Origin of the sequence: Nocardia sp. NRRL WC-3656 (assembly GCF_000720265.1) — a bacterium.
GTDB classification, from domain to species: Bacteria; Actinomycetota; Actinomycetes; order Mycobacteriales; family Mycobacteriaceae; genus Nocardia; species Nocardia nova.
Window position 1 is genome coordinate 67,590 of the sequence record NZ_JOJF01000023.1, and the last position, 20,675, is coordinate 88,264.

Here is a 20,675-nt window from a genome sequence, read left to right on the forward strand (position 1 = left end):
TCATGTCCGCGCTCGGCCACCTCGATCCGGTTTCCACTCCCGCCCCCACTGACGTGCAGCCGTTCGAAGCCCACGCAACCGACGCCGAACTCGACGATCTGCGCGCTCGATTGGCCGCGGCGCGGCTACCGGAGGCTGAGACGGTCCCGCTCGGCGCGTCCGGCCCCCGCCGATGGGCGCAGGGAGTTCCACTCGCCGACCTCGTCGAGGTCGTGAATTACTGGCGCACCGAATACAACTGGCGTTCGTTCGAGGAGCGTCTCGATCGAATCGGCCAGTACCGCACGGCAATCGACGGCCTGGGAATCCACTTCCTGCACCGGCGATCCGCGCGCCCGGATGCGATTCCTCTGATCCTGACGCACGGCTGGCCGGGCAGCATCGCCGAATTCATCGACGTGGTAGACGATTTGGCAGACCCGAAGGACGCATCCGCGCCGGCGTTCCACGTCGTGGTCCCGTCCCTACCGGGCTTCGCTTACAGCGACAAACCGGCCACCACCGGGTGGGGCACCGAAAAGATCGCCGCCGGATGGGTGGAACTGATGGAAAGGCTCGGCTACAGCCGGTTCCTTGCCCACGGCGGCGACTGGGGAGGCAACATCACGACGGTTCTCGGCGGCAGGTTCCCGGAACATGTGCTCGGCATCCATTCGCTGTTCGCCGAGGCCCCGCCCGGATCGACAACGGACGGGCTGACCGCGGCCGAACGTGAGTGGGCCGAGGAAACCCGTCACTTCTGGCGCCACCGCGCCGCATACGCGAAGCAGCAGGCCACCCGGCCACAGACCATCGGCTACTCGCTCCTCGACTCACCGGTCGGACTCCTCGCCTGGATCCTCGACAAGTTCGCCGAGTGGAGCGACACCGACGACAGCCCGTTCGAAACGATCTCCAAAGATCGCATTCTCGACGACGTCACCCTGTATTGGCTGACGCGCACCGGCGCATCGGCAGCCCGCATCTATTACGAAAGCCACAACTCGCTCGACCCCGACCTCCGAGTCGACGTCCCGTCGGCAATCACCATGTACCCCCGCGACATCGAAAAATGCCCGCGCCCCTGGGCGCAGGAGCGGTACCGGCGGATCGTCCGATGGAACGCACCCGAATTCGGCGGACATTTCCCGTCGCTGGAAGTTCCCGAATATTTCGTGAAGGACCTGCGAGAAGGCCTGGCCGCAGTGTCGGCCGCCGGTCTGCCCACGCGCTGCGGATCGAGCATGCTCCCGAGTTCGCACGACAGCGCAGAATATCCATCGTGAGTCTGGACATGGCTATCCTGCGGTGGCTTTCGCTGCATAGGACACCGGCTTTGACCACGGTGGCGCGGGTGGCAATGGATGCCGGGATGAGCAATACGGTCATAGCCGCGGCCGGGGTCGTTGGCTTGGTTGTCGTGGCCGCGAAACGCTGGTGGTGGCAGGGGATTACGATCGCTGTGTCGGTAGTCGCGGCGCAGTGGGCAGCCAGGGCTCTGAAGCATATGATCCGCCGGGAGCGCCCACCGGTCGACGTCTCGGTCGTTCATGTCGGTGCGTTCTCGTTGCCCTCGACCGTGGCCGCGATGACGGCCGCTGTCGCGGTCACCGCCTATTCGGTCCTGCCCTGGCCGGCGGAGCACCGGCGCTGGGTGGGAGGCGTCATCGCCGCGCTCCTCGTCTGCATCGGTATCGCGATGGTCTACCTGGGGGCGCACTGGCCGACGGATGTGCTGGCCGGTTGGGGTCTGGGCGCGGCAGTTGCCGGAATTGTCATGATGGTGGCAAGAGTCGCCTCTCGACGTGTCCGCAAATCGGCAGCGCCCGCGCTCGGAATCCTTCGCACCCCCGACGTTGCCACTCGGGTGCATTCGGCCGGTCGGCTTCCGCGTAACCGTCCGTCGGGACCTTGACACGGTGTCGGCCGTAGCGTTTGACTAGGGAAATTCTCGTTTCACCTCGCATGATGACGGTCGGAGAGGTTGACGTATGCGCAGCGGAGGGTTGACGGGTCCGAGGCCCCGGCGCGGAGCGGGCTACCGCGGAATCGGCATAGCGGCGGCAGTGATCGGGCTCTGCATCGTCTCGCTGGGGGTATCCCCGACGGCTACGGGCGAACCAGTGGCAAACGCTGCCGACACCGGATTTTCCGTTCCCTTCTCCGGGGCGCCCGGATACGAACAGGTGGCGCCGACGCGGATGAGCAGCCCGGATCAGCTGAACCAGCCGCTCGGCGAGGCGGCGGCGGATCGGATCGCGGCGCAGATCGGGCTCGACCGCGCCGATGCGTTGACCGATCAGCAGTATCAGGATTTGAGCAGCGGTGGGGGAGTCGGCGGCAATCGGGGCGCGGCGAATGTGATCAACGCGTGCGTCGACATCCTCGCGAATACGGTCGGCCGACCGCTCTATTCCGATGTCGGCGGGCAACGTACGCCCTCCACCCTGGCCAGTTACGGGCTGTATGTGAATCCGAGCGGCATGCTGGAGAGCCCGGCCAACGCGGACGCGCCGACACGGCAGGTGAATACCCTGATCGCGCCCGGCGGATATGTCGGTAACTGGTTGCGGGACAACGGTGCGACCCGGAGTCTGGTCGCGCTGTACCGATCCGCCTACACGGTGCAGGCCGCCTACGGTTTTGTGGCGCAACAGATTTCGGGTGCGGCTCAGCTGGTCACCAACACAAAGGGAGATACGAGCACCGTGGTCGGCATGTCGATGGCGCCGCCGCTGTGGATCGTGAACTTCGCCCTGATCTACATCTTGAGACCCGCCTCGGCGGCGGCCATGCCCGCCTACTGGGCTCCCATTCCCGGCCCCGTGGTCGACGCCATGAAGGCCAGTCCCACCGGGCAGGTCCCGTTCGGCGAATACGCCTCCTACTTCGGGTAGTGCCCGCACACGGCCGGCACGTGGCGGTTTCCCGAGGTCCGGGAAATCCCGGCCGCGATTAGAGTCGGGGCATGAGTAGCGACCCGCTTGCACTGCCGTCGGCCGAGTGGCCGGACTGGCTCGGCGATTACGTCCGCGGCCGGCTGCGGACTGCGGCGGAAACGGTGGCGCAGCTGAAGGCCGCGACACCCGGCGACACCGCCGGCGTGCTCGAACTGTGGAACGACGCCGACATCGCGCTGCGCGGGGCCGATTCGGCCGCGCATCTGTTCGCCGAAGTTCACCCCGATCCCGGGGTGCGCGGACCGGCCGAGGAATTGGTGCAAGAGGTCGATCGAGCCCGGACCACGCGCGATCTGGACCGCGATCTCTACGACATCGTCGCCGCCACCGACTCCGCGAGCCTGGACGAGGTGTCGGCGCGCATGCGCGAGCATGTCCTGCGCGATTTCCGGCGCAGCGGTGTGGACCGCGACGAGCCGACCCGGGACCGGCTCCGGGAGATCTCCGAGCGGCTCACCGCGCTCGAACAGGAATTCGGCCGCACCATCCGCGAAGACGTCCGCTCGATCCGGGTCGCACCCGGCCGACTCGACGGGCTGCCCGCGGATTTCGTCACCGCGCATACGCCCGGGGCGGACGGGCTCGTCACGGTCACCACCGACTATCCGGACTATCTGCCGTTCCGTACCTACGCCCGGGACGCCGAGGCGCGCCGCGACCTCACCGTGGAGTTCGAGAGCCGCGGCTGGCCCGCCAACGACGCTGTGCTGCACGAGATCCTGGATCTTCGTGCCGAGAAGGCACGGCTGCTCGGCTTCGACAGCTGGCCCGATTACGACGCCGACGTCAAGATGATCGGCAGCGGGCACGCCATCGCCGAATTCATCGAGCGCATCGCGAGCGCCGCCGACGCCGCGGGCCGGCGCGATCTCGAGACACTGCTCGCCCGGCGCCGCGAGGACGAGCCCACCGCCACGCGCATCGACCGCTCCGAGGTCGGCTACTACACCGAACTCGTGCGCCGCGAACAGTACGACGTCGACGCCCGGGAGGTGCGCCGCTACTTCGATTTCCCGCGCGTGCGAGCCGGTCTGCTCGAAGTCACCGGCCGCCTCTTCGGACTGGAGTATCGACCCGTCGACGTACCGCGCTGGCACGAGGACGTCACCGTCTACGACGTCTACGCCGACGGTGAACGACGCGGGCGGATCTATCTGGACCTGCATCCCCGCGAGGGCAAATACAAGCACGCCGCGCAATTCGACCTCGTCGGCGGTGTCGCCGGAAAACTCCTGCCCGAGGGCGTGCTGGTGTGCAACTTCTCGCGCGGACTGATGGAACACCAGCACGTCGTCACGCTGTTCCACGAGTTCGGGCACCTGATCCACCACGTCGTCGGCGGCCACCAGGACTGGGCGCGCTTCTCCGGTGTCGCCACGGAATGGGACTTCGTCGAGGCTCCGTCGCAGATGCTGGAGGAATGGGCGTGGGACGCAACCGTTCTCGCCACCTTCGCCGTCGACGAGACCGGTGCGCCCATCCCCGCCGAACTGGTGGACCGCATGCGGGCGGCGAAAGAATTCGGCAAGGGCGTTTCGGTCCTCACACAGGTCGGCTACACCGAGGTGTCCTATCTGCTGCACCAGGACCGGCCCGCCGACCACGACCCGGTGGTCGTGGATGCCGTGACGCGGCACAGCGGGATCGCCGAGGTGCCGCAGACCCATTTCCAAGCCTCGTTCGGGCACCTGGCCGGCTACACCTCCGCGTACTACACCTATCTGTGGAGTCTGGTGATCGCGAAGGATCTGTTCTCCGCGTTCGACGCCGGCGACCTGTTCGATCCCGTTGTGGCGCAACGTTACCGCGACCGGATCCTGGCACCGGGTGGTTCGCGCGACGCGGCCGATTCGGTGGCCGACTTTCTCGGACGCCCCTTCACCTTCGACGCGTTCGCGGCCTGGCTGGACCGTGCACCCACGCCGCATACGGTGTCGTGAACGGGGCCTACGTCGTCAGTTGTGCGTCCAGTCGGGTTGCAGCAGGTCCGCCACCCGGGTTTCGCGGCCGAGGAGCACGACGTCGCGGAATTGCAGCAGTATGGCGCCGGTCGGTGCGTGGATGGTCATCGAGTCGCCGATCCTGAGTTGCAGCAGCCGGGAGCCGTCCGGCCGGTCGACCCAGTGCGGCACATCGTCGGCGGCGAGGCGGTCGAGCCGAACGAAGTGAACGGCGTGCACCTCGTCGGCGTTGGGGTCGAGGGCCCCGGGGTCGTCGAGGGCGACGACGATGGGAGTGATCGCGAAACCGGACGCCGCCGGGAAGTCGTCGAGCCGGCCGAGGACATCGGTGGGCGAGGCGACCAGGCCGACCTCCTCGTGCAGTTCGCGTAATCCCGTCGCGATCGCGCTTTCGTCACCGTCGACCCGCCCGCCGGGCAGCGCCCACTGACCGGCGTTGCGGCCGCGATAGGCCCGTTTGATCACGATCACGCAGGGGTGCCCGTCGTGCTCGACCACACACAGCACGACGGTGGCCCGGCGAATTCCCGGTGCATCGAGCGTCGTGCGGAACCCGAACTCGCGCAGGTGCGCCGTGGCGAGGTCCCGGAAATTCTGCACACTCCTCATTCCTCGATAGTGTCATCACCGACGTCCGGGCGGGCGGTCCGTCTCGGACGCTGGACCCGCGCCGGGCGTCAGCAGCGGAACCGGTGGTAACGGGGAGGATTCGGCCGAGGTCCGGAAGCCGTCGATCATGAATGCGGCGAAGCGCCGCGACGCCGCGACTCGGGCCTCCGGTGTCCGCGCCTGAATGCCGTTGTTGGCCATGATCATCAAGAGCAGGTCGTCCAGCACGACCTCCGGACGCAGCCGGCCGGTGGCCTTGGCGCGGCGGAGCAGTTCGGCCGTGGCCGCCAGCGTGGCGGTACGCAACGCCGCGAAGTCCATCGCATGCGGGAAGGTGGACATGAAAGCCGCGGTGAAACCTCGGTCGCGGGCATACATCTCGCACAGTTTCTCCACGGCACCGCAGAAACCCTGCCACGGGTCCGGGTTGCGCAGACCTTCGTCCACGATGGACCGGCACGCGTGCATCTGATCGGTGAACGCCTCGGCGACCAGCAGTTCCTTGGTCGGGAAATGGCGATAGAGGGTGGCGGGACCGACCTCGGCGCGACGCGCCACCTCCCGGATCGGCACGTCGAGGCCCTGGGTGAGGAATACCGCACGCGCCGCGTCGAGGATGCGGGCGCGATTGTCCCGCGCATCCGAACGCAGAGAGTGAGACGAACGCCTGGTCACCACTCTCACTTTAGCTAAATGGACGCGGGCGTCCGTTACGGTCCGCCTGTCGATGCTCGAGCGGACAGAAGACGGAGCAGAGCAGTGAAAGCAGTGATCATCGAAGCGTTCGGCGGACCCGAGGTGCTGACGGTGGCCGAGGTGCCCGATCCGATCGCGGGCGCGGGACAGGTCGTGATCGCCACCGAGGCGATCGGTGTCGGCGGAGTGGATGTCCTGATCCGTCGTGGCGGGCCGGCCGGTTACGGATTCGCGCCGGGGCATGTTCCCGGCAGCGAGGTCGCCGGAACCGTGGTGGCCGTGGGCGACGGTGTCGACCCCGCATGGACCGGACGGCGGGTGTGGGCATTCACCGGCGAAGGTGGTGGTTACGTGGAATATGCCGCCGTGCGGGCGGATTCGCTCGTCGCACTGCCGACGGGCCTGTCCGCCGCGCAGGCGGTGACGCTGGGCACCTCCGGGATGGTGGCGCGCTTCGCTCTGCGCCACGCCCATCTCGCGCAGGGCGAGTCGGTATTGGTGCGGGGTGCGGGCGGCGGCATCGGCGTCATGGCGGTCCAGTTGGCGGTGCGCCTCGGCGCCGGGGCGGTCGCGGTCACCACCTCGTCGGCCGCGCGCGGCGAACGCCTGCGCGACCTCGGGGCGACCCATGTGCTGGACCGGTCCGGCGCGGGCGACGCGGAGGCTCCCGCCGCCTATGACGTCGTCATCGATATCGTCGCCGGGGCGGAGTTGCCGGCCTTCTTCGCCAGGCTCGCACCGAACGGCCGGATGGTGGCCGTCGGGGCGATGGGTGGACTGCCGCCCGCGGATTTCGGCATGGAAATGATCGCCGCCTTCAAGAAGTCGATGTCGTTCGCCACCTTCAGCGCCGACACCGTGCCGTGGGGCGAGCGTCGCACCGCGACCGCCGAACTGTTCGACGCGGCCGCCCGCGGTGACCTGAAAGCGGTTGTGCACGACGAACTTCCCTTGGACCAGGCGGTGCTCGCCCATCGCCGGATGGCGGCCGGTGAGGTCTTCGGCAGGCTCGTGCTCACCCCGCCGGGGAACCGGCCGACGCCGGCCTAACGGCCCCGCCGCACCTGATCGAACGGCACATCCCGGTCGGCGGCGTCCTCGCGCGGCATGCTCAGTACGCGTTCGCTGATGATGTTGCGGGCCATTTCGGTGCTGCCGCCGGCGAGGCTCCAGGCCTGCCGGTAGAGGTACTCCTGGCCGGCTCGGCCGAGGCCGGGTTCGGCGCCCGGGTCGCCGGTCGCGGCGGCGGCGCCGGCGATGCGCAGGGCGGCATCGGACTGCAGCCACGAATTGCGGGCGCTGAACAGGCGCACGATCGAACCGGCGGCGGGAGCCAGATCGCCGGCGGCGATGCGGGCGCCGACATGGGCGATGAGCTGGTCGTGAACCAGATTCATCGCATGCGCTTCGCCGATGTCCTCGCGCACGCGCGGGTCGGCGAGTTGTCCGGTGCGCCGGGCGATCTCGATGAGGGCGCGCACATCGCGGCCACTGTGCTGGCCCACGCCGCTGGCATATGGGGAGGCGCCACCGACCGCGCTGCGTTCGTGCTGCAGCAACCGGCTCGCGACCGCCCAGCCGCCGTCGACCTCGCCGACCACGGCTTCGGCCGGGATCCGGACATCGTCGAAGAACTCCTGACAGAATTCGGTGGATCCGTCGACCTGGGTGATCCGGCGGATGGTCAGTCCGGGGGAGTGCACCGGCACCAGGAACATGGTCAGCCCGGCATGTTTGGGCACCTGCCAGTCGGTGCGGGCCAGGCACAGCGCATAGTCGGCGGCATAGGCGCCCGAACTCCAGATCTTGGACCCGTTCAGCACCCACTCGTCACCGTCACGATCGGCGCGGGTGGTGAGGCCGGCCAGATCGGATCCGCCGCGCGGTTCGGACAGGAATTGCACCAGCAGCTCCTCACCGCGCAGCGCGGCGGCGATGTGGGTGCGTTTCTGCTCCTCGTTTCCCATGTCGAGAAGTGTTGCGGCGCAGATGGTGAGGGTCGGGATATTGAGCGCCAGCGGCATCTCGTACGGGCGCGACTCCTCGGTGAAGGCGCGCTGATGGGCCGGGCTCAGGCCCAGGCCGCCGTATTCGTCGGGAAAGCAGATCCCGGCGAAGCCGCCGTCGTAGAGAATGCGCTGCAGTTCGCGAGCGCGGGCCCACACCTCCGGCGATTTCTGCTCACCCGAACGGACCGGCGGCGCGGGCGGCAGCGTGTCCCGCAACCAGCGGCGGGCGCGGTCGCGGAAACTGTCGACCGATTCGGTTGTGGTGGTGGCGGATTCGGTGGTGCTCATGCGGGGATCGTCTCCAGCAGATCGGTGAGCCGGCGCCGGTGTTCGGCCGGGGTGCCGTACAGGGCCCGTCCGAGCGTGACCCGGCGCAGATACAGATGCAGATCGTGTTCCCAGGTGACGCCGAGCCCACCGTGGATCTGCACGCATTCCTGCACGATCTCGCCGGCCGTGGCGCCGACGAAGGATTTCGCGACGCCGACCGCCTCGGCCGTGTCGACGGTGTCGTCGCCGAAGCTCGCGGCCGCGGCCCAGGAGGTGGCCCGGCATGCCTCCAGGGTGGTGGCGATGTCGGCGGCCCGGTGTTTGAGCGCCTGATACGAGGCGAGCGGACGGCCGAAGGTGTAGCGGTCGAACATCCACTGCACCGTGGCCTCGAAGGCTCGCTGCGCGGCTCCGGCCATCTCCGCGGCGCTCAGCGTGGCGGCCACGAGCAGTTGCGCCTCGGCGGCGGCCGCGGCGGCTTCGGGATCGCGCTGCACCACGGCGTCCGAGGCGACGGATACGTCGTCGAAAACGACTGTGGCCGTGCGACGCACGACGTCCAGGGTCCACACCGGCGTGACGGTGACACCGGGCGCGTCCGTGGCGACGAGGAGCTGCACCGGGCCCTCGGGCCCGTGGGCGTCGACGATCAGCAGATCGGCCTGGGCGCCGTATTCGACGCGATCCTTCATCCCGGAGAGCCGGTACCCGGCACCGTCCGGCGTGGCCACGGTGTCGAAGGTGGCGGGAGCCGGACCAGTGCCCGGTTCGTAGTGGGCCCAGGTCGCGATCGCGGCTCCGGCGAGGACGTCCGCGATCGCCGCGTCGAAATCCCCTGTGCTGCCGAGTAATCCGGTCAGCGCGGCACTCACCGCGAGCAGCGGCCCGGGGGCGCACGCGCGCCCGAATTCCTCGGCGAGCAGTGCGAGGTCGGCCATCGGCGTGTCCGATACCGCGCCGCCGCCGAGCCGTTCGGGGACCAGGGGCGCGGTCCAGCCCAGCTCGGCGCCGCGCCGCCACCAGTCTCGATCGAAGCCGTCGGGGGAGTCGGCGAGGCGGCGCACCGTGTCCACGGGCACGGTGGCGGCGAGAAAGTCGCGGGTGGTGGTCCGGAACAGCCGTTGGTCGGCGGTGGGGGCGGCAGTCACGAATGTGGTCCTTACGCAAGGGCCTCCCGCGAACCCGGTGAGGTGTGCGGATATCGAGTTCGCGGGAGGCGGGGCACCCATCGGCGACGTCGAGAGGCCGGCGCGCCGCCGATGGGAGTGGTGGCCGGTCGACACCCCGGGGTGGCGACCGGAGTTTCTACAGCGGTTCCCAGAAGGTGATCTGGGTGGCCTTCGGGTCTATCGCCGGGCTGAGGGTGGATCGGCCCTCCGCCGAGTTGGCGCGCAACTGCTTGAAGACCGCTTCGGCGTCGCCGTCGATCTCGTAGACCGCCAGATATCGGTGCGTGGCGCCCTGCCCCTCGAGCTGCGGGGCCCGATACCGCGAACACGAACGGATGCCCTCGATCTGCAGCAGTTCGGGAATGTGCACGTCGTTGTACCAGGTGTTGTATTCGTCGTCCATGCCCTCGCGCGGGGTGGAGAAGACCAGCATCTGCATGGTGTGTGCCTAACGATCAGTGGTGGGGGACAACCGCTTTCGCGCCCTCAGGCGCGCTGGGCGTACAGCTCGGCCCACTCCTTGCGGGGCCGGACGGTCAGATCGACATCGGCGGCCTGGGCGCGCAGCGCGCCGACGGTCGCCTGCTCGCGCGGGATGTGCGCGAAGGGTTCCCAGTTCAGGAACCGGCAGGCGTTCTGCCAGGTGATCTTGTCGATGTCGGCGTCGTCGGCGCCCGCCGCCTCGAGTTCGGCCAGGACGAATTCCGGGGCGTCGGGCCACAGCGAATCCGAATGCGGGTAGTCGCATTCCCACGCGATGATGTCGATGCCGATCTCGTGCCGCAGCTTCAACGAGGTCTTGTCGGTGACGTAGCAGGCCATGACGTGCTCGCGGAACACATCCGAGGGCATCTTCCCGCCGAAGTCGCGGCGCAGCCACTTCTGATTGGTGTAGTGGCGGTCCGAGCGGTCGAGGAAATACGGGATCCAGCCGATGCCGCCCTCGGACAGCGCCACCTTCAATCCCGGATAGCTGCGCAGCGCGGGGCCCCACAGCAGATCCTGGACCGCGATCTGGGACACGCTGGGCGCCAGCACCATCAGATTGTCGATCGGCGCGTCCGGGGCCATGCGGAGGGCGCCGAAGCCGGGCCCGATGTGCAGGTTCATCACCAGGCCGGTATCGGCGAGGGCGGCGAACACCGGACCCCAGTACTCGATGTCGTGATAGGACGGGTGGCCCTCCACGTGCGGAATCTCCGACATGGTCACGCCGTGGAATCCCTTGGCCGCCACCCGCTGGATCTCCGCCACCGCCAGTTGCGGATCCCACAGCGGCAGAATGGCATTCGGGATGAACCGGCCCGGATAGGTGGCGCACCACTCGTCGATGTGCCAGTTGTTGTAGGCCTGGATCATCGCCACGGTGATCTCGTCCTTGAACTGACTCAGGTGGCCCGCGCTGAAGCCGGCGAAGGTCGGGAAGCACATCGAGGCGAACACGCCGTTGGCATTCATATCCCGCACCCGGTCGTGAATGTCGTAGACGCCCGGACGCATCTCGGCGTAGCGGGTGGGGTTCTTGTCCCACTCCTCCTTGGGCCAGCCGACAACCGCGTTGAGCCCGGTGACGCCGACCGGCCGGCCGCGATAGGTCCACTGATCGATGCCCTGCTCGTTGGTGAGCAATTGTGGCACGTACTCGGCGTACTTCTTCGGCGTATGCCGGTCGAACATGTCGGCCGGCTCGACCACGTGGTCGTCGATGCTGACCAGGATCATGTCATCGATATTCATGAGGTTCCTCGTGCTGGTGCGGACGGCGGCGGCCCGGCGCGGCGGGCGACAGTGCGAGATGATGAATCTCTGTTATGGAGAATCATACTCTCCTATTTGGCTGCGACGATACACCCGATTCGGCGCCCGCACGGCAAACGGCCGATTCCGCCCTGCCCGCTACGTCGCCCGGTAGACGACCTGCCCGGCGACGATCGTGGCGGCCACGGGCGACGAGTCGAGCACCTCGCCGAGTTCGGTGGGCGGAACGCGCAGCAGGGTCAGATCGGCGGTGTGGCCCGTGGCGATGGTGCGGGGAATATGTGGCCTGGCGGCGGTGCCGAAGAACAGCGACAGCGCGGTGACCGGTGACAGCGCCTCCGCCGGTCGGCCCGGGGCGCGATCGATGGCGGCGCGCACCACCGCCCAGGGGTCCGGGTCGCCGAAGGGCGCGTCGGTCCCGGCCGCCACCCCGACGCCCGCGGCGAGCAGCGAACCGAGCCGCCACAGATCGGGCCGGTCCTCGGCGGGCACCTCTCGGGCGTACTGGGCGGCGCGCTCGATCAGGAAGTGCGGTTGGGTGATCACCGGAATATCGTTGCGGCGCAACCAGGTCAGCACCTCGGCGGGAACGACGGCACCGTGTTCGATGCGGTCGCCGGGCACCACCCCGGCCAGATCGAAGGCGGCCATGGTCAGGATCAGCTGCACGCGGGTGACGCAGTGCACCGCCGCAGCCCGCCCCGCACTGTGCAACCGGCGCAGCCGCACCACGAAATCGTCGAGGTCCGGCAGGGCGGTGTCGTCGAGCAGAATTTTGGTGGGCCCCAGACGGAATCGCTCGACGTGCGGATCCTCGATATCGGGTTCGGCCATGCAGTAGACGCGCTGCACGATGCGCCCGTCCAGCACCGCGGCGGCCAGGATGCCGACCTCGGGCCGGGTGAGATCCGGTGTGGCATCGGTGAATCCGGTGACTCCGCGTGCCGCGGCCACCGCCGAGACGGGGGCCGGGTCGGGTGCCAGGCAGCCGAGCCGGTCGCCGAGCCAGGTATCCATTCGCCACAGCCGGCCCGTGACCCGGCCCTGCGGATCACGTTCCACCCCCGGCAGATGACAGTTGTCGACCTCGAGCAGGACGCAGGCGTGGGAATCGAGGATCCACAGCGCGCCGGAACGATGCTGCACCCGCACCGGCCGCCCGACATCCATGCGGTCCAGCGCCCACCGGTCGATCGCCCCGGCGACGTCGTCGTGGTAGTCCACGGCGCGGATCCAGGCATGTCCGGGTGTCCGGCGTGCGGCCTCCCGCAGACGCGCCGCCAGTGCGTGCGGGCCGTGAATCCGGTCCGGCCCCACCGGAATCGACTCGGAGCGCGCGGCGAGTGAGCGCAGGTGGATGTGATGGTCGTGCAGGCCCGGCACCAGCCATCCGCCGCGCGCGTCGATATCGTCCTCGCCGGCCTGTGGCCGCAGGCCGCGCCCGCATTCGGTGATGGTGCCGCGTTCGCAGCGGATATCGGTGTGGGCGCTGCCGTAGACGACGGCGTTGCGTATCAACATGCGACACCACCCGGGAATGCGGACTCGGCGTGCGTCTGTGCGGAGCGCGGGGACAGGACTGCCTGGGTGTGTCCGGTGTGCGCGCACCGGACCTGCCAGCGCCCGTCATGGGTGAAGACCCGGTGCGGGCCCGCGCAGCGCGGTGGCGCGGCGGCGAAAGCGGCCGTGACCGAGCGCATCGAGACGTCGGCCAGGACACCGCCGCCCGCCCGTACGGCCGCGCAGACCGCCAGTGCCGCAGCGATTCCCGAGAGCGGGTCGCCGATCGCATCCGCGCAGAACACCGGCATGCCGTGTCCGGTGCCGACGAGCCCGCCGGCCACCGCGGCGTCGTCGCCGAAGGCGACCCGCATCGGTTCGGATCGGCCGTAGCCGGTGAGACCGACCCAGATCTGGCCGGGACGCAGCCCCCGCCGGTCGGGCCCGAGCCCCAGTTGCGCCAGCGCGCGGGGGCGGGAGGCCTCGATCACGATATCGGCGGCCGCCAGCAGCGCCGCCAATTCGGCTCGCCCGGAATCGGTGCGGAAGTCGACGGTGCGAAATTCGTGTCCGGCGTGCAGGGTGTCGAAGAAATGGTGATCCGCCCGCGCACCGTCGGGCCGATGCGGACTCTCCACCTTGATCACCCGTGCCCCGGCCCGGCCGAGAATGTGGGCGCACAGCGGCCCCGCCCACATCGAGGACAGGTCCACCACCAGCCGCCCGGTCAGGTCTCGCCAGGGTGCCGGCGCCGCGAGCCGGGACAGCTGCCACGGTGGCGTGCCCGGATCGGCCTTCGGTCCGCCGGGGGGAAGGGCGGCGGCCGGGACCCCGAGCAGTTGGGCGCGGTCGGCCAGGTCGGCGGCGGAGAGGTCAACGGCGAACTGCGCCAGCGCTTTCCAGTGGTCGCCGGTCCGGTGGGCGCCGATGATCGCGGGCACGGCGGCGATATCGTCGGGGCGCGACAGGGTCAGTGCGCACCAGCCGTCGGCGGTGCGCAGCAGGCGGGTGGACCCGCCCGCCGAGCGTGTGCCCGCGCGCCGGAAACCGTGGTCGACCGCACGCGCGGTGAGTACCGGACCGGGAGCCAGCGTCACCGCCCGTCCCAGCGCGGCGGTCGTGCGCGCGAGCAGGCTCAGGACCTCGCCCAGCCGGGCGAAGGCGGGCGCGGGGGAGATGTCGGGCGGCCCGCCCGCGGGCCCGGTGAGGTCCATGGCGCCCGACGCCGCCCAGCGACAGACCTCGCACTCGTACCTGGACGCGTCGTTCGGGCGCGGCGGCCACAGTTCGGATACCCGGTGGGCGAGCGTGGCCGACGGGGACAGTGCGGCTGGATGGTTCATCTCGGGCCTCCTCGGCGAGGGGTGTGCGCGGCCGTCGCTACGACGGCCCGCCGGTGGGCTCGATGCGATCCACCAGGCCCCAGCGCAGGGCGGTGTCGACGTCGATGGTGGCGCCGGTGAGCATCGCCCAGGCGGCCCGCCAGCGCCCGATCCGGCGCGGCACGCTCACCGTGCCGCCCGCGCCCGGGACCAGGCCCATCCCGACCTCCGGGAAGCGGAACCAGGTGCCCGGCGCCGCGGTGACGATGCCGCCGAACGCGGCGATCTCGGCGCCCGCGCCGACACAGGCGCCGTGGGTGTCGATTCGCAACCGGGCGGACAGGCGGTCCAGCACCCGCCACGGCGCCCGGTCCAGGCGCACCAGATAGGCGGCCACCGGGTCTGTCGCACAACCGAACTCGTCGAGGTCGCCGCCGCTGCAGAAGGACGGTCCCGCGCCCGCGAGCCGGACCGAGGTGATACTCAGGTCGGCCTCGGCGACCTGCGCGGCCGCGAGCAGTTCCTCGCGCAGCCGGGCGCTGAGCGCGTTGCGGCGGCGCGGCCGATCCAGCACGATGGCGAGTTCACCGCCCGCGCGGTCGATCCGGACCAGCTCGCCGGATTCGTCGTCCGGTGCCCGGACCGGTCCCCGAGCCTCGAGCCAATCGCGGAATTCCGTGCCGCCCAGCAACATCGAGTAGACCGCCGCTTCGGCGGCCAGCGCCGGGAGGGTGGGCAGCGCGGAAGTCTGCCGCAGCAGGTGACCGCAGGCCAGCGCCGCCCGGGGCGCGTGATCGACGGCGGCGGCGAGTATCTCCACCGCGGCGGCGCAATCGGTCACCGTGACCACGCGCCGGTCCCGCAGCGGCAATTCGCTCACCGAGACGGTCGCCGCCTCGAGAATCGGATGCAACCGCGCGGGCACCGGATCGCCGGCGACGGCGACGGTGAGTGCCGCGCCGGTGGCGATCGAGCCGGCGATATCGGCGATGTGTTCGGGACTCGCGCGCCGCAGTCCGTCCAGGTCGACGACGGTGAGCGGCCGATGCGGCCTTCCGTCGCGGTCCAAGCTCAGGTCGGCGAATCGCAGGTCTGCGTCAGCAGCGCTGGTGGTCATCGTCACCGCCGTTCTGTGAGGCCGCGAATGCTCGCGGGCAACCGGATGCGCGCACGGGAACCGGAACAGGCCGAACCGATTCCCGTGCGCTCGGTGCTGCGGCGGCCCGCGCCGGGTCCCCGGGGGCGTCCGGATCCCGGGGACCCGCGCGTGGAACGGGTTACCGCAGCTGGTCTTTCATCACCTTTCCGGTCGCGTTGAGCGGTAGTTCGTCGAGGAACACCACGGCACGCGGCACCTTGTATCCGGCCATGTTCTCGCGGCTCCAGGCGATGAGCTCGGCCTCGGTCAGCGGCGCGCCCGCGACGACGAACGCCTTGCCCACCTGGCCCATGCGCTCGTCGGGCACGCCGATCACCGCCGCCTGCACCACCGCCGGATGCTGCAGCAGCACGCCTTCGATCTCCGCGGGATAGGCGTTGAAGCCGCCGACGATGAACATGTCCTTCTTCCGTCCGATGATGCGCAAGCGGCCGCCCTCGTCCACGGCACCGAGGTCGCCGGTGTGCAGCCAGCCCTCGGCGTCGACCGCCTCCGCGGTGGCCGCGGGATCGTCGAGATAGCCCTGCATGACGGTGTAGCCGCGCAGCAGCACCTCGCTGTCGGCGGCGATGCGGACTTCCACACCGTCGCACGGGGTTCCGGCGGTCGTCGCGATCTGCTCGAAAGTGTCCCCCGGGCGCGAGGCGGTCGCGGTACCCGCCTCGGTGAGCCCGTATCCGGTCATGATCGAGCGGAACGGGAGTTCGGTCTTCACCCGGCGGATCAGTTCCACCGGGATGTCGGCCGCCCCGGTGACCGCGGACCGCAGCGACGACAGGTCGTAGCGCCCGCGCGCCCCGAGCAGCGAGTGGTACAGCGTGGGCGGGCCGGGCAGCATCGTGATCCGTTCGCGCGCAACGAGTTCGCAGACGCGGTCCACATCGAACACCGGCACCGGCAGGATGGTGGCGCCACGGATGAACGAGGCCAGCACGCCGGCCTTGTAGCCGAAGGTGTGGAAGAAGGGATTCACCGCCAGGTAGCGGTCACCCTCGCGCAGATCCGCCAGCTCACACCATTCGGTGTACAGCCGCAGATTCTGGCGATGGTTCATCATCACGCCCTTGGGGCGGCCGGTGGTGCCCGAGGTGTAGATGACGTCGGAGATGTCGGTCCCGGCCACCTCGCGTTCGAAAGGTGAACCGCTGGACAGGAAATCGGAGGCGAGGTCGATCACCGGCACGCCGTCGGGCCCGCGCAGTTCTCGCCCCAGGAAGCCCTGCTGTACCAGCAGCAGTTTCGCTCCGCTACGGCCGATCACATCCGCCGCCTCCGCCGCCTGAAACCGGGTGTTGACCGGAACCAGCACGCCGCCCGCGGTGAGCAGGCCGAAGGCGGCCACGATCCAGGCCGCGGAATTGGGCGCCCAGATCGCCACCCGGTCGCCCTTGCCCACCCCGGCCTCCGCGAAGGCGCCCGCGGCCCGGCGCACCCGCTCGACGAGTTCGGTGTAGCTCAGCCTCAGATCGCCGTCGACGACCGCCTCGGCGTCACCGAAGCGATCGGCCGAGGAGGCGACCATCTGCGGGATGGTCTCCCAGCTCATACCGCGGGCCGCACCGCTCATACCTTCAGCAACCTCGCCAGGTTGCCGCCCATGATCTTCTCCTGGTTGGCCAGCGGCATATCTTTGATCTCGTTGATGTAGCGGGCCGGTTCGGCCAGACCCTCCGGGTGCGGGTAGTCCGAGCCGAACAGCACGTTCTCCACCCCGATCAGATCGGCGATGGCCTGCAGATCCTCTTCCCAGAACGGGCTGACGTGGATGCTGCGCTTGACCGCCTCGACCGGATCCTGGAAGCCGAAGCCCTCCGGCGCCTTCTTGTACACATCGTGCAGATTCTCGAGCAGCGGGGCCAGCCAGGAGGCACCGTTCTCGATGACGGCCACCTTCAGCTCGGGGTGGCGGAACAGCGCGCCGTGGCACACCCACGAGGCGACGGCGTCCTGGATCGGGCGCCATTCGGTGGTCATCCGGAAGGTGTTGGTCTTGAACGGCAGCATCTCGAGGTTGCTGCCCTCCCATTCGGCGTTGAATCGCGAATAGCCGCTGTCGGAGGAGTGCATCGTCACCAGCACGTCGTGCTCGACCACGCGCTTCCAGAACGGGTCGAATTCCGGCAGGGCGAACGAGCGCGGCCCGCGCAGACCCGGCACCGGAGCCGGGCGCACCAGAATCGCCTTGGCGCCGTGTTCGACACACCAGTCGAGCTCCTCGATCGCCTTCTCCACGATCGGCAGGCTCACCACCGGCACGGTGAAGATGCGGTCCTTGTAGTTGAAACCCCACTCCTCGAGCAGCCACTGGTTGAGCGAATGCACCACGGCGTGAATGAGATCGGGGTGATGGCGCATGCGCTCCTCGATGAGGCTGGCCAGGGTCGGGAACATCAGCGTGCGGTCGAGCTGTAGCTCGTTCATGAGCTCGAGGCGCGGGCCGGGCTCGTAGAACGCGGGAATCGAGCGCATCGGCTTACCGAAGATCTCCCGGCGGCTCTTACCCTCGGGATTGCCGTTCTTGAAGTACTCCTCCATCGCGCCGGGCCGCGCGACCACCTCGAAGGTGGGATTGGGGATGTACTCGCTGATCTGGCCGAGGACCGCGATCTTGGTGCGGCCGTTGAGTTCCACGTACTGGATGGCGCCCTCGAACTCCTTCGGCAGGTGCCGGGTGAGGGCCTCTTTGGTTTCGTACAGGTGGTTATCGGCGTCGAAGAGCTGGTACGGCAGCTCGATCTTCGTCATAAGAGTCTCCTTTGTTCGTTATGAGAATCATATTCTCAGTTTTTGCGCGTGGCAACGTCCTGCCCGGCGGCCACGGCGGCGCGCACGCGGTATTTCTGGACCTTGCCGCTCGGGGTGCGGGGGAACTCGTCGACGATGTGCAATTCCTCGGGCCACTTCTGCTTGGCCAGGCCGGCCTCGGCCAGATGCGCCTGCACGTCGGCCAGCGTCGGGGTGGTGCTGCCGGACCGCAGCCGGACCACCGCGGCGGCATGTTCGATGAGCCGCGCATCGGGCGCGGCGACGACGACGGCTTCGGCGACCGCGGGCATGCGGTGCAGCACGTCTTCCACCTCGACCGCGCTGATGTTCTCGCCGCCGCGGATGATCAGATCGGTGGTGCGGTCGGTGATGGTGAGATAGCCGTCCTCGTCCAACCGGCCGACATCGCCGGTGCGGTACCAGCCCTCGTCGTCGAAGGCGGCCGCGGTCAACTCCGGATCCGTGTAGCCCAGGCACAGATCCGGTCCGCGACTGAAGATCTCGCCGTCGTCGGAGAGCCGGATCTCCACTCCCGGCAGCGGGCAGCCGTCGGTGTAGAGGCGTTTGCCCTGCGGATCGGTGCAGTCGGAGCCGGTGATGGACGGATGTTCGGTGCTGCCGTAGGCGCGGTAGGCGATGATGCCGAGGTCGGTGAGCCGGGTGGTCACCGCGGCCGGTACCGAACTTCCGCCCAGCCCCGCGTATTTCATCTGCCGCAGATGCGCGTCGGTGAAGGAGGGGTGGTCGAGCAGGCTGGTGAGGTAATAGGGCACCCCGCCCGCCACGGTGGCGCCGAATTCCGACATCAGGGCCAGCACCCGGCCGGGATCCCACACATCCACCAGGTTGATCTCCGTCCCGTCGAGCACCGGGATGAGCAGGGCGTTGACCATGCCGATGAAATGGCCGACCGGTGCGGCCGTGAGCTGGGCGCCCAGATCGGGCGGGTAATGCGCACTGAGCTGGCGCGTTTCGAAGCCGAGGGTGCGATGGCTGTGGACCACGCCCTTCGGGTCGCGGGTTGTGCCCGAGGTGAAGGCGATCAGCGCGGGGGAGTCGGGTGCGACCGTGACGATTCCGCGCATCGGCTCGTCGTCGAGCAGGGTGTCGAAGTCGCGGCCCACCACGCCGACGATCGGCACCTGCGCGCACAGATCGGGCTGAAATTCCATGGCGCCGAAGCGTTCCGCGGTGACGAACACCTTCGGACGGACCGCGTCGAGAATGTAACCGAGTTCCTTGCGGCCGTAGAAGTGCACGATCGGCACCATCGTGGCTCCGAGGAAGGAGGCGGCCCAGAAGGTGGCCGCGGCCTCCATCCAGTTGGGTAGCTGGAAGGCGACCACATCGCCCGGGCCCACACCGCGGCGGCGCAATCCGGCGGCGAGCCGGCGGGCGAGGTGCTCGACCTCGCGCACCGCGCCCGACCAGGGACGCAGCTGGGAATGAACCCGGAACGGGACCTCCGGTGCCCCGGCCAGGCCCCGCGCCAGCATCTCGCCCATGGTTTCGCGCGTCCACCATCCCCGCGACTCGTACCGATCGATCAACTGCTGCGGGATCTTTCGCATGGCTGAGCTCCAATGCCCGACGAATGGGAAGGCCGGCGGGACCGGACCCGAATACGGAGATGATATTCTCAAATTCGGAGAAGCAACATATCCAGAACGGAGAACGTGTGATGGTCGACCTCGAGGTGGACGGCGGGATCGCGGTACTGACCATCAACCGTCCGCAGGCGCGCAACGCCATCGCGCCCGAGACGATGGATCAGCTCGATGCCGCGATCGACGCCGCGGCCGGCGCCCAGGTGCTGGTCGTGCGCGGTGCGGGCGAGCGGGCGTTCGTCTCCGGCGGAGATCTCAAGCAACTGGCCGCGATTCGCACCGAGGAGGGTGCGGCGCAGATGGCCTGGCGGATGCGCGGCATCTGCGATCGGCTGGCCGCGTTCCCGGCTCCGGTGGTCGCGGCGCTCAACGGTCACGCCCTCGGCGGCGGTGCGGAATTCGCGGTGGCCGCCGATATCCGGATCGCCGCCGACGACATCACCATCGGGTTCAACCAGGTGGCGCTCGCGATCATGCCCGCCTGGGGCGGAGCCGAACGGCTCGCGAAGCTGGTCGGGCGCAGCCGCGCACTGCTGCTGGCCGGTACCGGGTCCCTGCTGTCCGCCGCGGAGGCGCAGCAGTACGGCCTGGTCGATCGGGTGGTGCCGCGGGCGGATTTCGAGCGGGAGTGGCGGTCACTGGCGTCCGCGCTGGCCCGTCCGGCCTCGGCGCCGATCAAGCGCGTGGTCTCCGGCGCCACCCCGACCGAGGCGGTGGAAGCCTTTGCCCGGCTGTGGGTTTCGGATGCGCACTGGGAAGCCGCGGATCGGGTGCTGAACCGCGGTGCGGCCCGCGGCGCGACCGCGCGGGCCTAGGTTCTGTCTCGAAGTGGTGAGGGTGGGTGCGGGCTCGCTTTTCACGAGTGTCTGAGCCATTGGTTGATCACGGCGATGTGGATTGTGGCCTGGTA

At 69.2% G+C, this 20,675-nt stretch carries 18 protein-coding genes; 6 read left to right on the forward strand and 12 right to left on the reverse strand.

The annotated features are described in order from the left end of the window. Window positions 1-2 precede the first annotated feature (2 nt). From IG65_RS0125830 to IG65_RS0125845, 4 genes are all read left to right on the forward strand, one after another. Complete coding sequence (locus tag IG65_RS0125830; RefSeq protein ID WP_051756864.1) at window positions 3-1,265, forward strand: epoxide hydrolase family protein; 1,263 nt, start codon at window positions 3-5, stop codon at window positions 1,263-1,265. Next, on the forward strand, window positions 1,262-1,894 hold the full coding sequence (locus IG65_RS36105; protein WP_051756865.1) for a phosphatase PAP2 family protein: 633 nt from the start codon (window positions 1,262-1,264) through the stop codon (window positions 1,892-1,894). The genes IG65_RS0125830 and IG65_RS36105 overlap by 4 nt, the downstream gene beginning before the upstream one ends. A gap of 76 nt (window positions 1,895-1,970) precedes the next feature. Next, window positions 1,971-2,876 (forward strand): hypothetical protein, encoded by a 906-nt coding sequence (locus tag IG65_RS0125840; protein ID WP_030517552.1) that lies wholly within the window; start codon window positions 1,971-1,973, stop codon window positions 2,874-2,876. Between the two features lie 71 nt (window positions 2,877-2,947). Beyond that, the gene (locus tag IG65_RS0125845) at window positions 2,948-4,879 is read left to right on the forward strand and encodes a M3 family metallopeptidase (protein WP_030517553.1); all 1,932 of its coding nucleotides are present in this window, start codon (window positions 2,948-2,950) and stop codon (window positions 4,877-4,879) included. Window positions 4,880-4,894: 15 nt separating this feature from the next. Here IG65_RS0125845 and IG65_RS0125850 read toward each other — a convergent pair whose 3' ends face one another. Together IG65_RS0125850 and IG65_RS0125855 are read right to left on the reverse strand one after the other, a co-directional pair. Next, window positions 4,895-5,509: a CoA pyrophosphatase gene (locus IG65_RS0125850; RefSeq protein WP_036525701.1), complete on the reverse strand. Its 615-nt coding sequence runs from the start codon at window positions 5,507-5,509 to the stop codon at window positions 4,895-4,897. Between the two features lie 15 nt (window positions 5,510-5,524). After that, window positions 5,525-6,184 (reverse strand): TetR/AcrR family transcriptional regulator, encoded by a 660-nt coding sequence (locus IG65_RS0125855; RefSeq protein ID WP_197039919.1) that lies wholly within the window; start codon window positions 6,182-6,184, stop codon window positions 5,525-5,527. A gap of 84 nt (window positions 6,185-6,268) precedes the next feature. Between IG65_RS0125855 and IG65_RS0125860 the strand changes: the two genes are divergently transcribed. After that, window positions 6,269-7,255, forward strand: coding sequence for a zinc-binding dehydrogenase (locus tag IG65_RS0125860; protein WP_030517556.1), 987 nt, complete (start codon window positions 6,269-6,271; stop codon window positions 7,253-7,255). On the opposite strand, the gene IG65_RS0125865 is transcribed toward IG65_RS0125860, so the two are convergent. The 10 genes from IG65_RS0125865 to IG65_RS0125910 form a co-directional block, all read right to left on the reverse strand. Further along, on the reverse strand, window positions 7,252-8,502 hold the full coding sequence (locus IG65_RS0125865) for an acyl-CoA dehydrogenase family protein (RefSeq protein WP_030517557.1): 1,251 nt from the start codon (window positions 8,500-8,502) through the stop codon (window positions 7,252-7,254). The two genes, IG65_RS0125860 and IG65_RS0125865, sit on opposite strands and share 4 nt — an antisense overlap. Then, window positions 8,499-9,632: an acyl-CoA dehydrogenase family protein gene (locus tag IG65_RS0125870; protein ID WP_030517558.1), complete on the reverse strand. Its 1,134-nt coding sequence runs from the start codon at window positions 9,630-9,632 to the stop codon at window positions 8,499-8,501. Before IG65_RS0125870 ends, IG65_RS0125865 begins: the two co-directional genes overlap by 4 nt. Before the next feature lie 157 nt (window positions 9,633-9,789). Then, the gene (locus IG65_RS0125875; RefSeq protein ID WP_051756868.1) at window positions 9,790-10,092 is read right to left on the reverse strand and encodes a DUF4286 family protein; all 303 of its coding nucleotides are present in this window, start codon (window positions 10,090-10,092) and stop codon (window positions 9,790-9,792) included. 47 nt (window positions 10,093-10,139) lie between these two features. After that, window positions 10,140-11,390 (reverse strand): amidohydrolase family protein, encoded by a 1,251-nt coding sequence (locus IG65_RS0125880; RefSeq protein WP_030517560.1) that lies wholly within the window; start codon window positions 11,388-11,390, stop codon window positions 10,140-10,142. Window positions 11,391-11,549: 159 nt separating this feature from the next. Beyond that, entirely contained in the window at window positions 11,550-12,932 is a 1,383-nt protein-coding gene (locus IG65_RS0125885; RefSeq protein ID WP_030517561.1) for an amidohydrolase family protein, read from the reverse strand. Continuing rightward, window positions 12,926-14,254, reverse strand: coding sequence for a CoA transferase (locus IG65_RS0125890; RefSeq protein ID WP_051756870.1), 1,329 nt, complete (start codon window positions 14,252-14,254; stop codon window positions 12,926-12,928). The genes IG65_RS0125885 and IG65_RS0125890 overlap by 7 nt, the downstream gene beginning before the upstream one ends. Before the next feature lie 37 nt (window positions 14,255-14,291). Then, window positions 14,292-15,350 (reverse strand): enoyl-CoA hydratase/isomerase family protein, encoded by a 1,059-nt coding sequence (locus IG65_RS0125895; protein ID WP_051756879.1) that lies wholly within the window; start codon window positions 15,348-15,350, stop codon window positions 14,292-14,294. 160 nt (window positions 15,351-15,510) lie between these two features. Continuing rightward, the gene (locus IG65_RS0125900; protein WP_231509423.1) at window positions 15,511-16,959 is read right to left on the reverse strand and encodes a FadD3 family acyl-CoA ligase; all 1,449 of its coding nucleotides are present in this window, start codon (window positions 16,957-16,959) and stop codon (window positions 15,511-15,513) included. After that, window positions 16,956-18,137, reverse strand: a complete 1,182-nt coding sequence (locus tag IG65_RS0125905; protein WP_030517565.1) for an amidohydrolase family protein — start codon at window positions 18,135-18,137, stop codon at window positions 16,956-16,958. The genes IG65_RS0125900 and IG65_RS0125905 overlap by 4 nt, the downstream gene beginning before the upstream one ends. Before the next feature lie 35 nt (window positions 18,138-18,172). Further along, window positions 18,173-19,729: an AMP-binding protein gene (locus tag IG65_RS0125910; protein WP_030517566.1), complete on the reverse strand. Its 1,557-nt coding sequence runs from the start codon at window positions 19,727-19,729 to the stop codon at window positions 18,173-18,175. A gap of 110 nt (window positions 19,730-19,839) precedes the next feature. On the opposite strand from IG65_RS0125910, the gene IG65_RS0125915 reads away from it, so the two are divergent. Then, window positions 19,840-20,580, forward strand: a complete 741-nt coding sequence (locus IG65_RS0125915; RefSeq protein WP_030517567.1) for an enoyl-CoA hydratase/isomerase family protein — start codon at window positions 19,840-19,842, stop codon at window positions 20,578-20,580. The last annotated feature ends 95 nt before the right edge of the window (window positions 20,581-20,675 follow it).

Excerpts from the sequence above, each read along its gene's own strand:
- IG65_RS0125830 (WP_051756864.1), top strand. The coding sequence starts at position 3 with ATGTCCGCGCTCGGCCACCTCGATCCGGTTTCCACTCCCGCCCCCACT.
- IG65_RS0125840 (WP_030517552.1), top strand. The coding sequence starts at position 1,971 with ATGCGCAGCGGAGGGTTGACGGGTCCGAGGCCCCGGCGCGGAGCGGGC.
- IG65_RS0125845 (WP_030517553.1), top strand. The coding sequence starts at position 2,948 with ATGAGTAGCGACCCGCTTGCACTGCCGTCGGCCGAGTGGCCGGACTGG.
- IG65_RS0125850 (WP_036525701.1), bottom strand. The coding sequence starts at position 5,509 with ATGAGGAGTGTGCAGAATTTCCGGGACCTCGCCACGGCGCACCTGCGC.
- IG65_RS0125865 (WP_030517557.1), bottom strand. The coding sequence starts at position 8,502 with ATGAGCACCACCGAATCCGCCACCACCACAACCGAATCGGTCGACAGT.
- IG65_RS0125875 (WP_051756868.1), bottom strand. The coding sequence starts at position 10,092 with ATGCAGATGCTGGTCTTCTCCACCCCGCGCGAGGGCATGGACGACGAA.
- IG65_RS0125880 (WP_030517560.1), bottom strand. The coding sequence starts at position 11,390 with ATGAATATCGATGACATGATCCTGGTCAGCATCGACGACCACGTGGTC.
- IG65_RS0125885 (WP_030517561.1), bottom strand. The coding sequence starts at position 12,932 with ATGTTGATACGCAACGCCGTCGTCTACGGCAGCGCCCACACCGATATC.
- IG65_RS0125890 (WP_051756870.1), bottom strand. The coding sequence starts at position 14,254 with ATGAACCATCCAGCCGCACTGTCCCCGTCGGCCACGCTCGCCCACCGG.
- IG65_RS0125895 (WP_051756879.1), bottom strand. The coding sequence starts at position 15,350 with ATGACCACCAGCGCTGCTGACGCAGACCTGCGATTCGCCGACCTGAGC.
- IG65_RS0125900 (WP_231509423.1), bottom strand. The coding sequence starts at position 16,959 with ATGAGCGGTGCGGCCCGCGGTATGAGCTGGGAGACCATCCCGCAGATG.
- IG65_RS0125905 (WP_030517565.1), bottom strand. The coding sequence starts at position 18,137 with ATGACGAAGATCGAGCTGCCGTACCAGCTCTTCGACGCCGATAACCAC.
- IG65_RS0125910 (WP_030517566.1), bottom strand. The coding sequence starts at position 19,729 with ATGCGAAAGATCCCGCAGCAGTTGATCGATCGGTACGAGTCGCGGGGA.
- IG65_RS0125915 (WP_030517567.1), top strand. The coding sequence starts at position 19,840 with ATGGTCGACCTCGAGGTGGACGGCGGGATCGCGGTACTGACCATCAAC.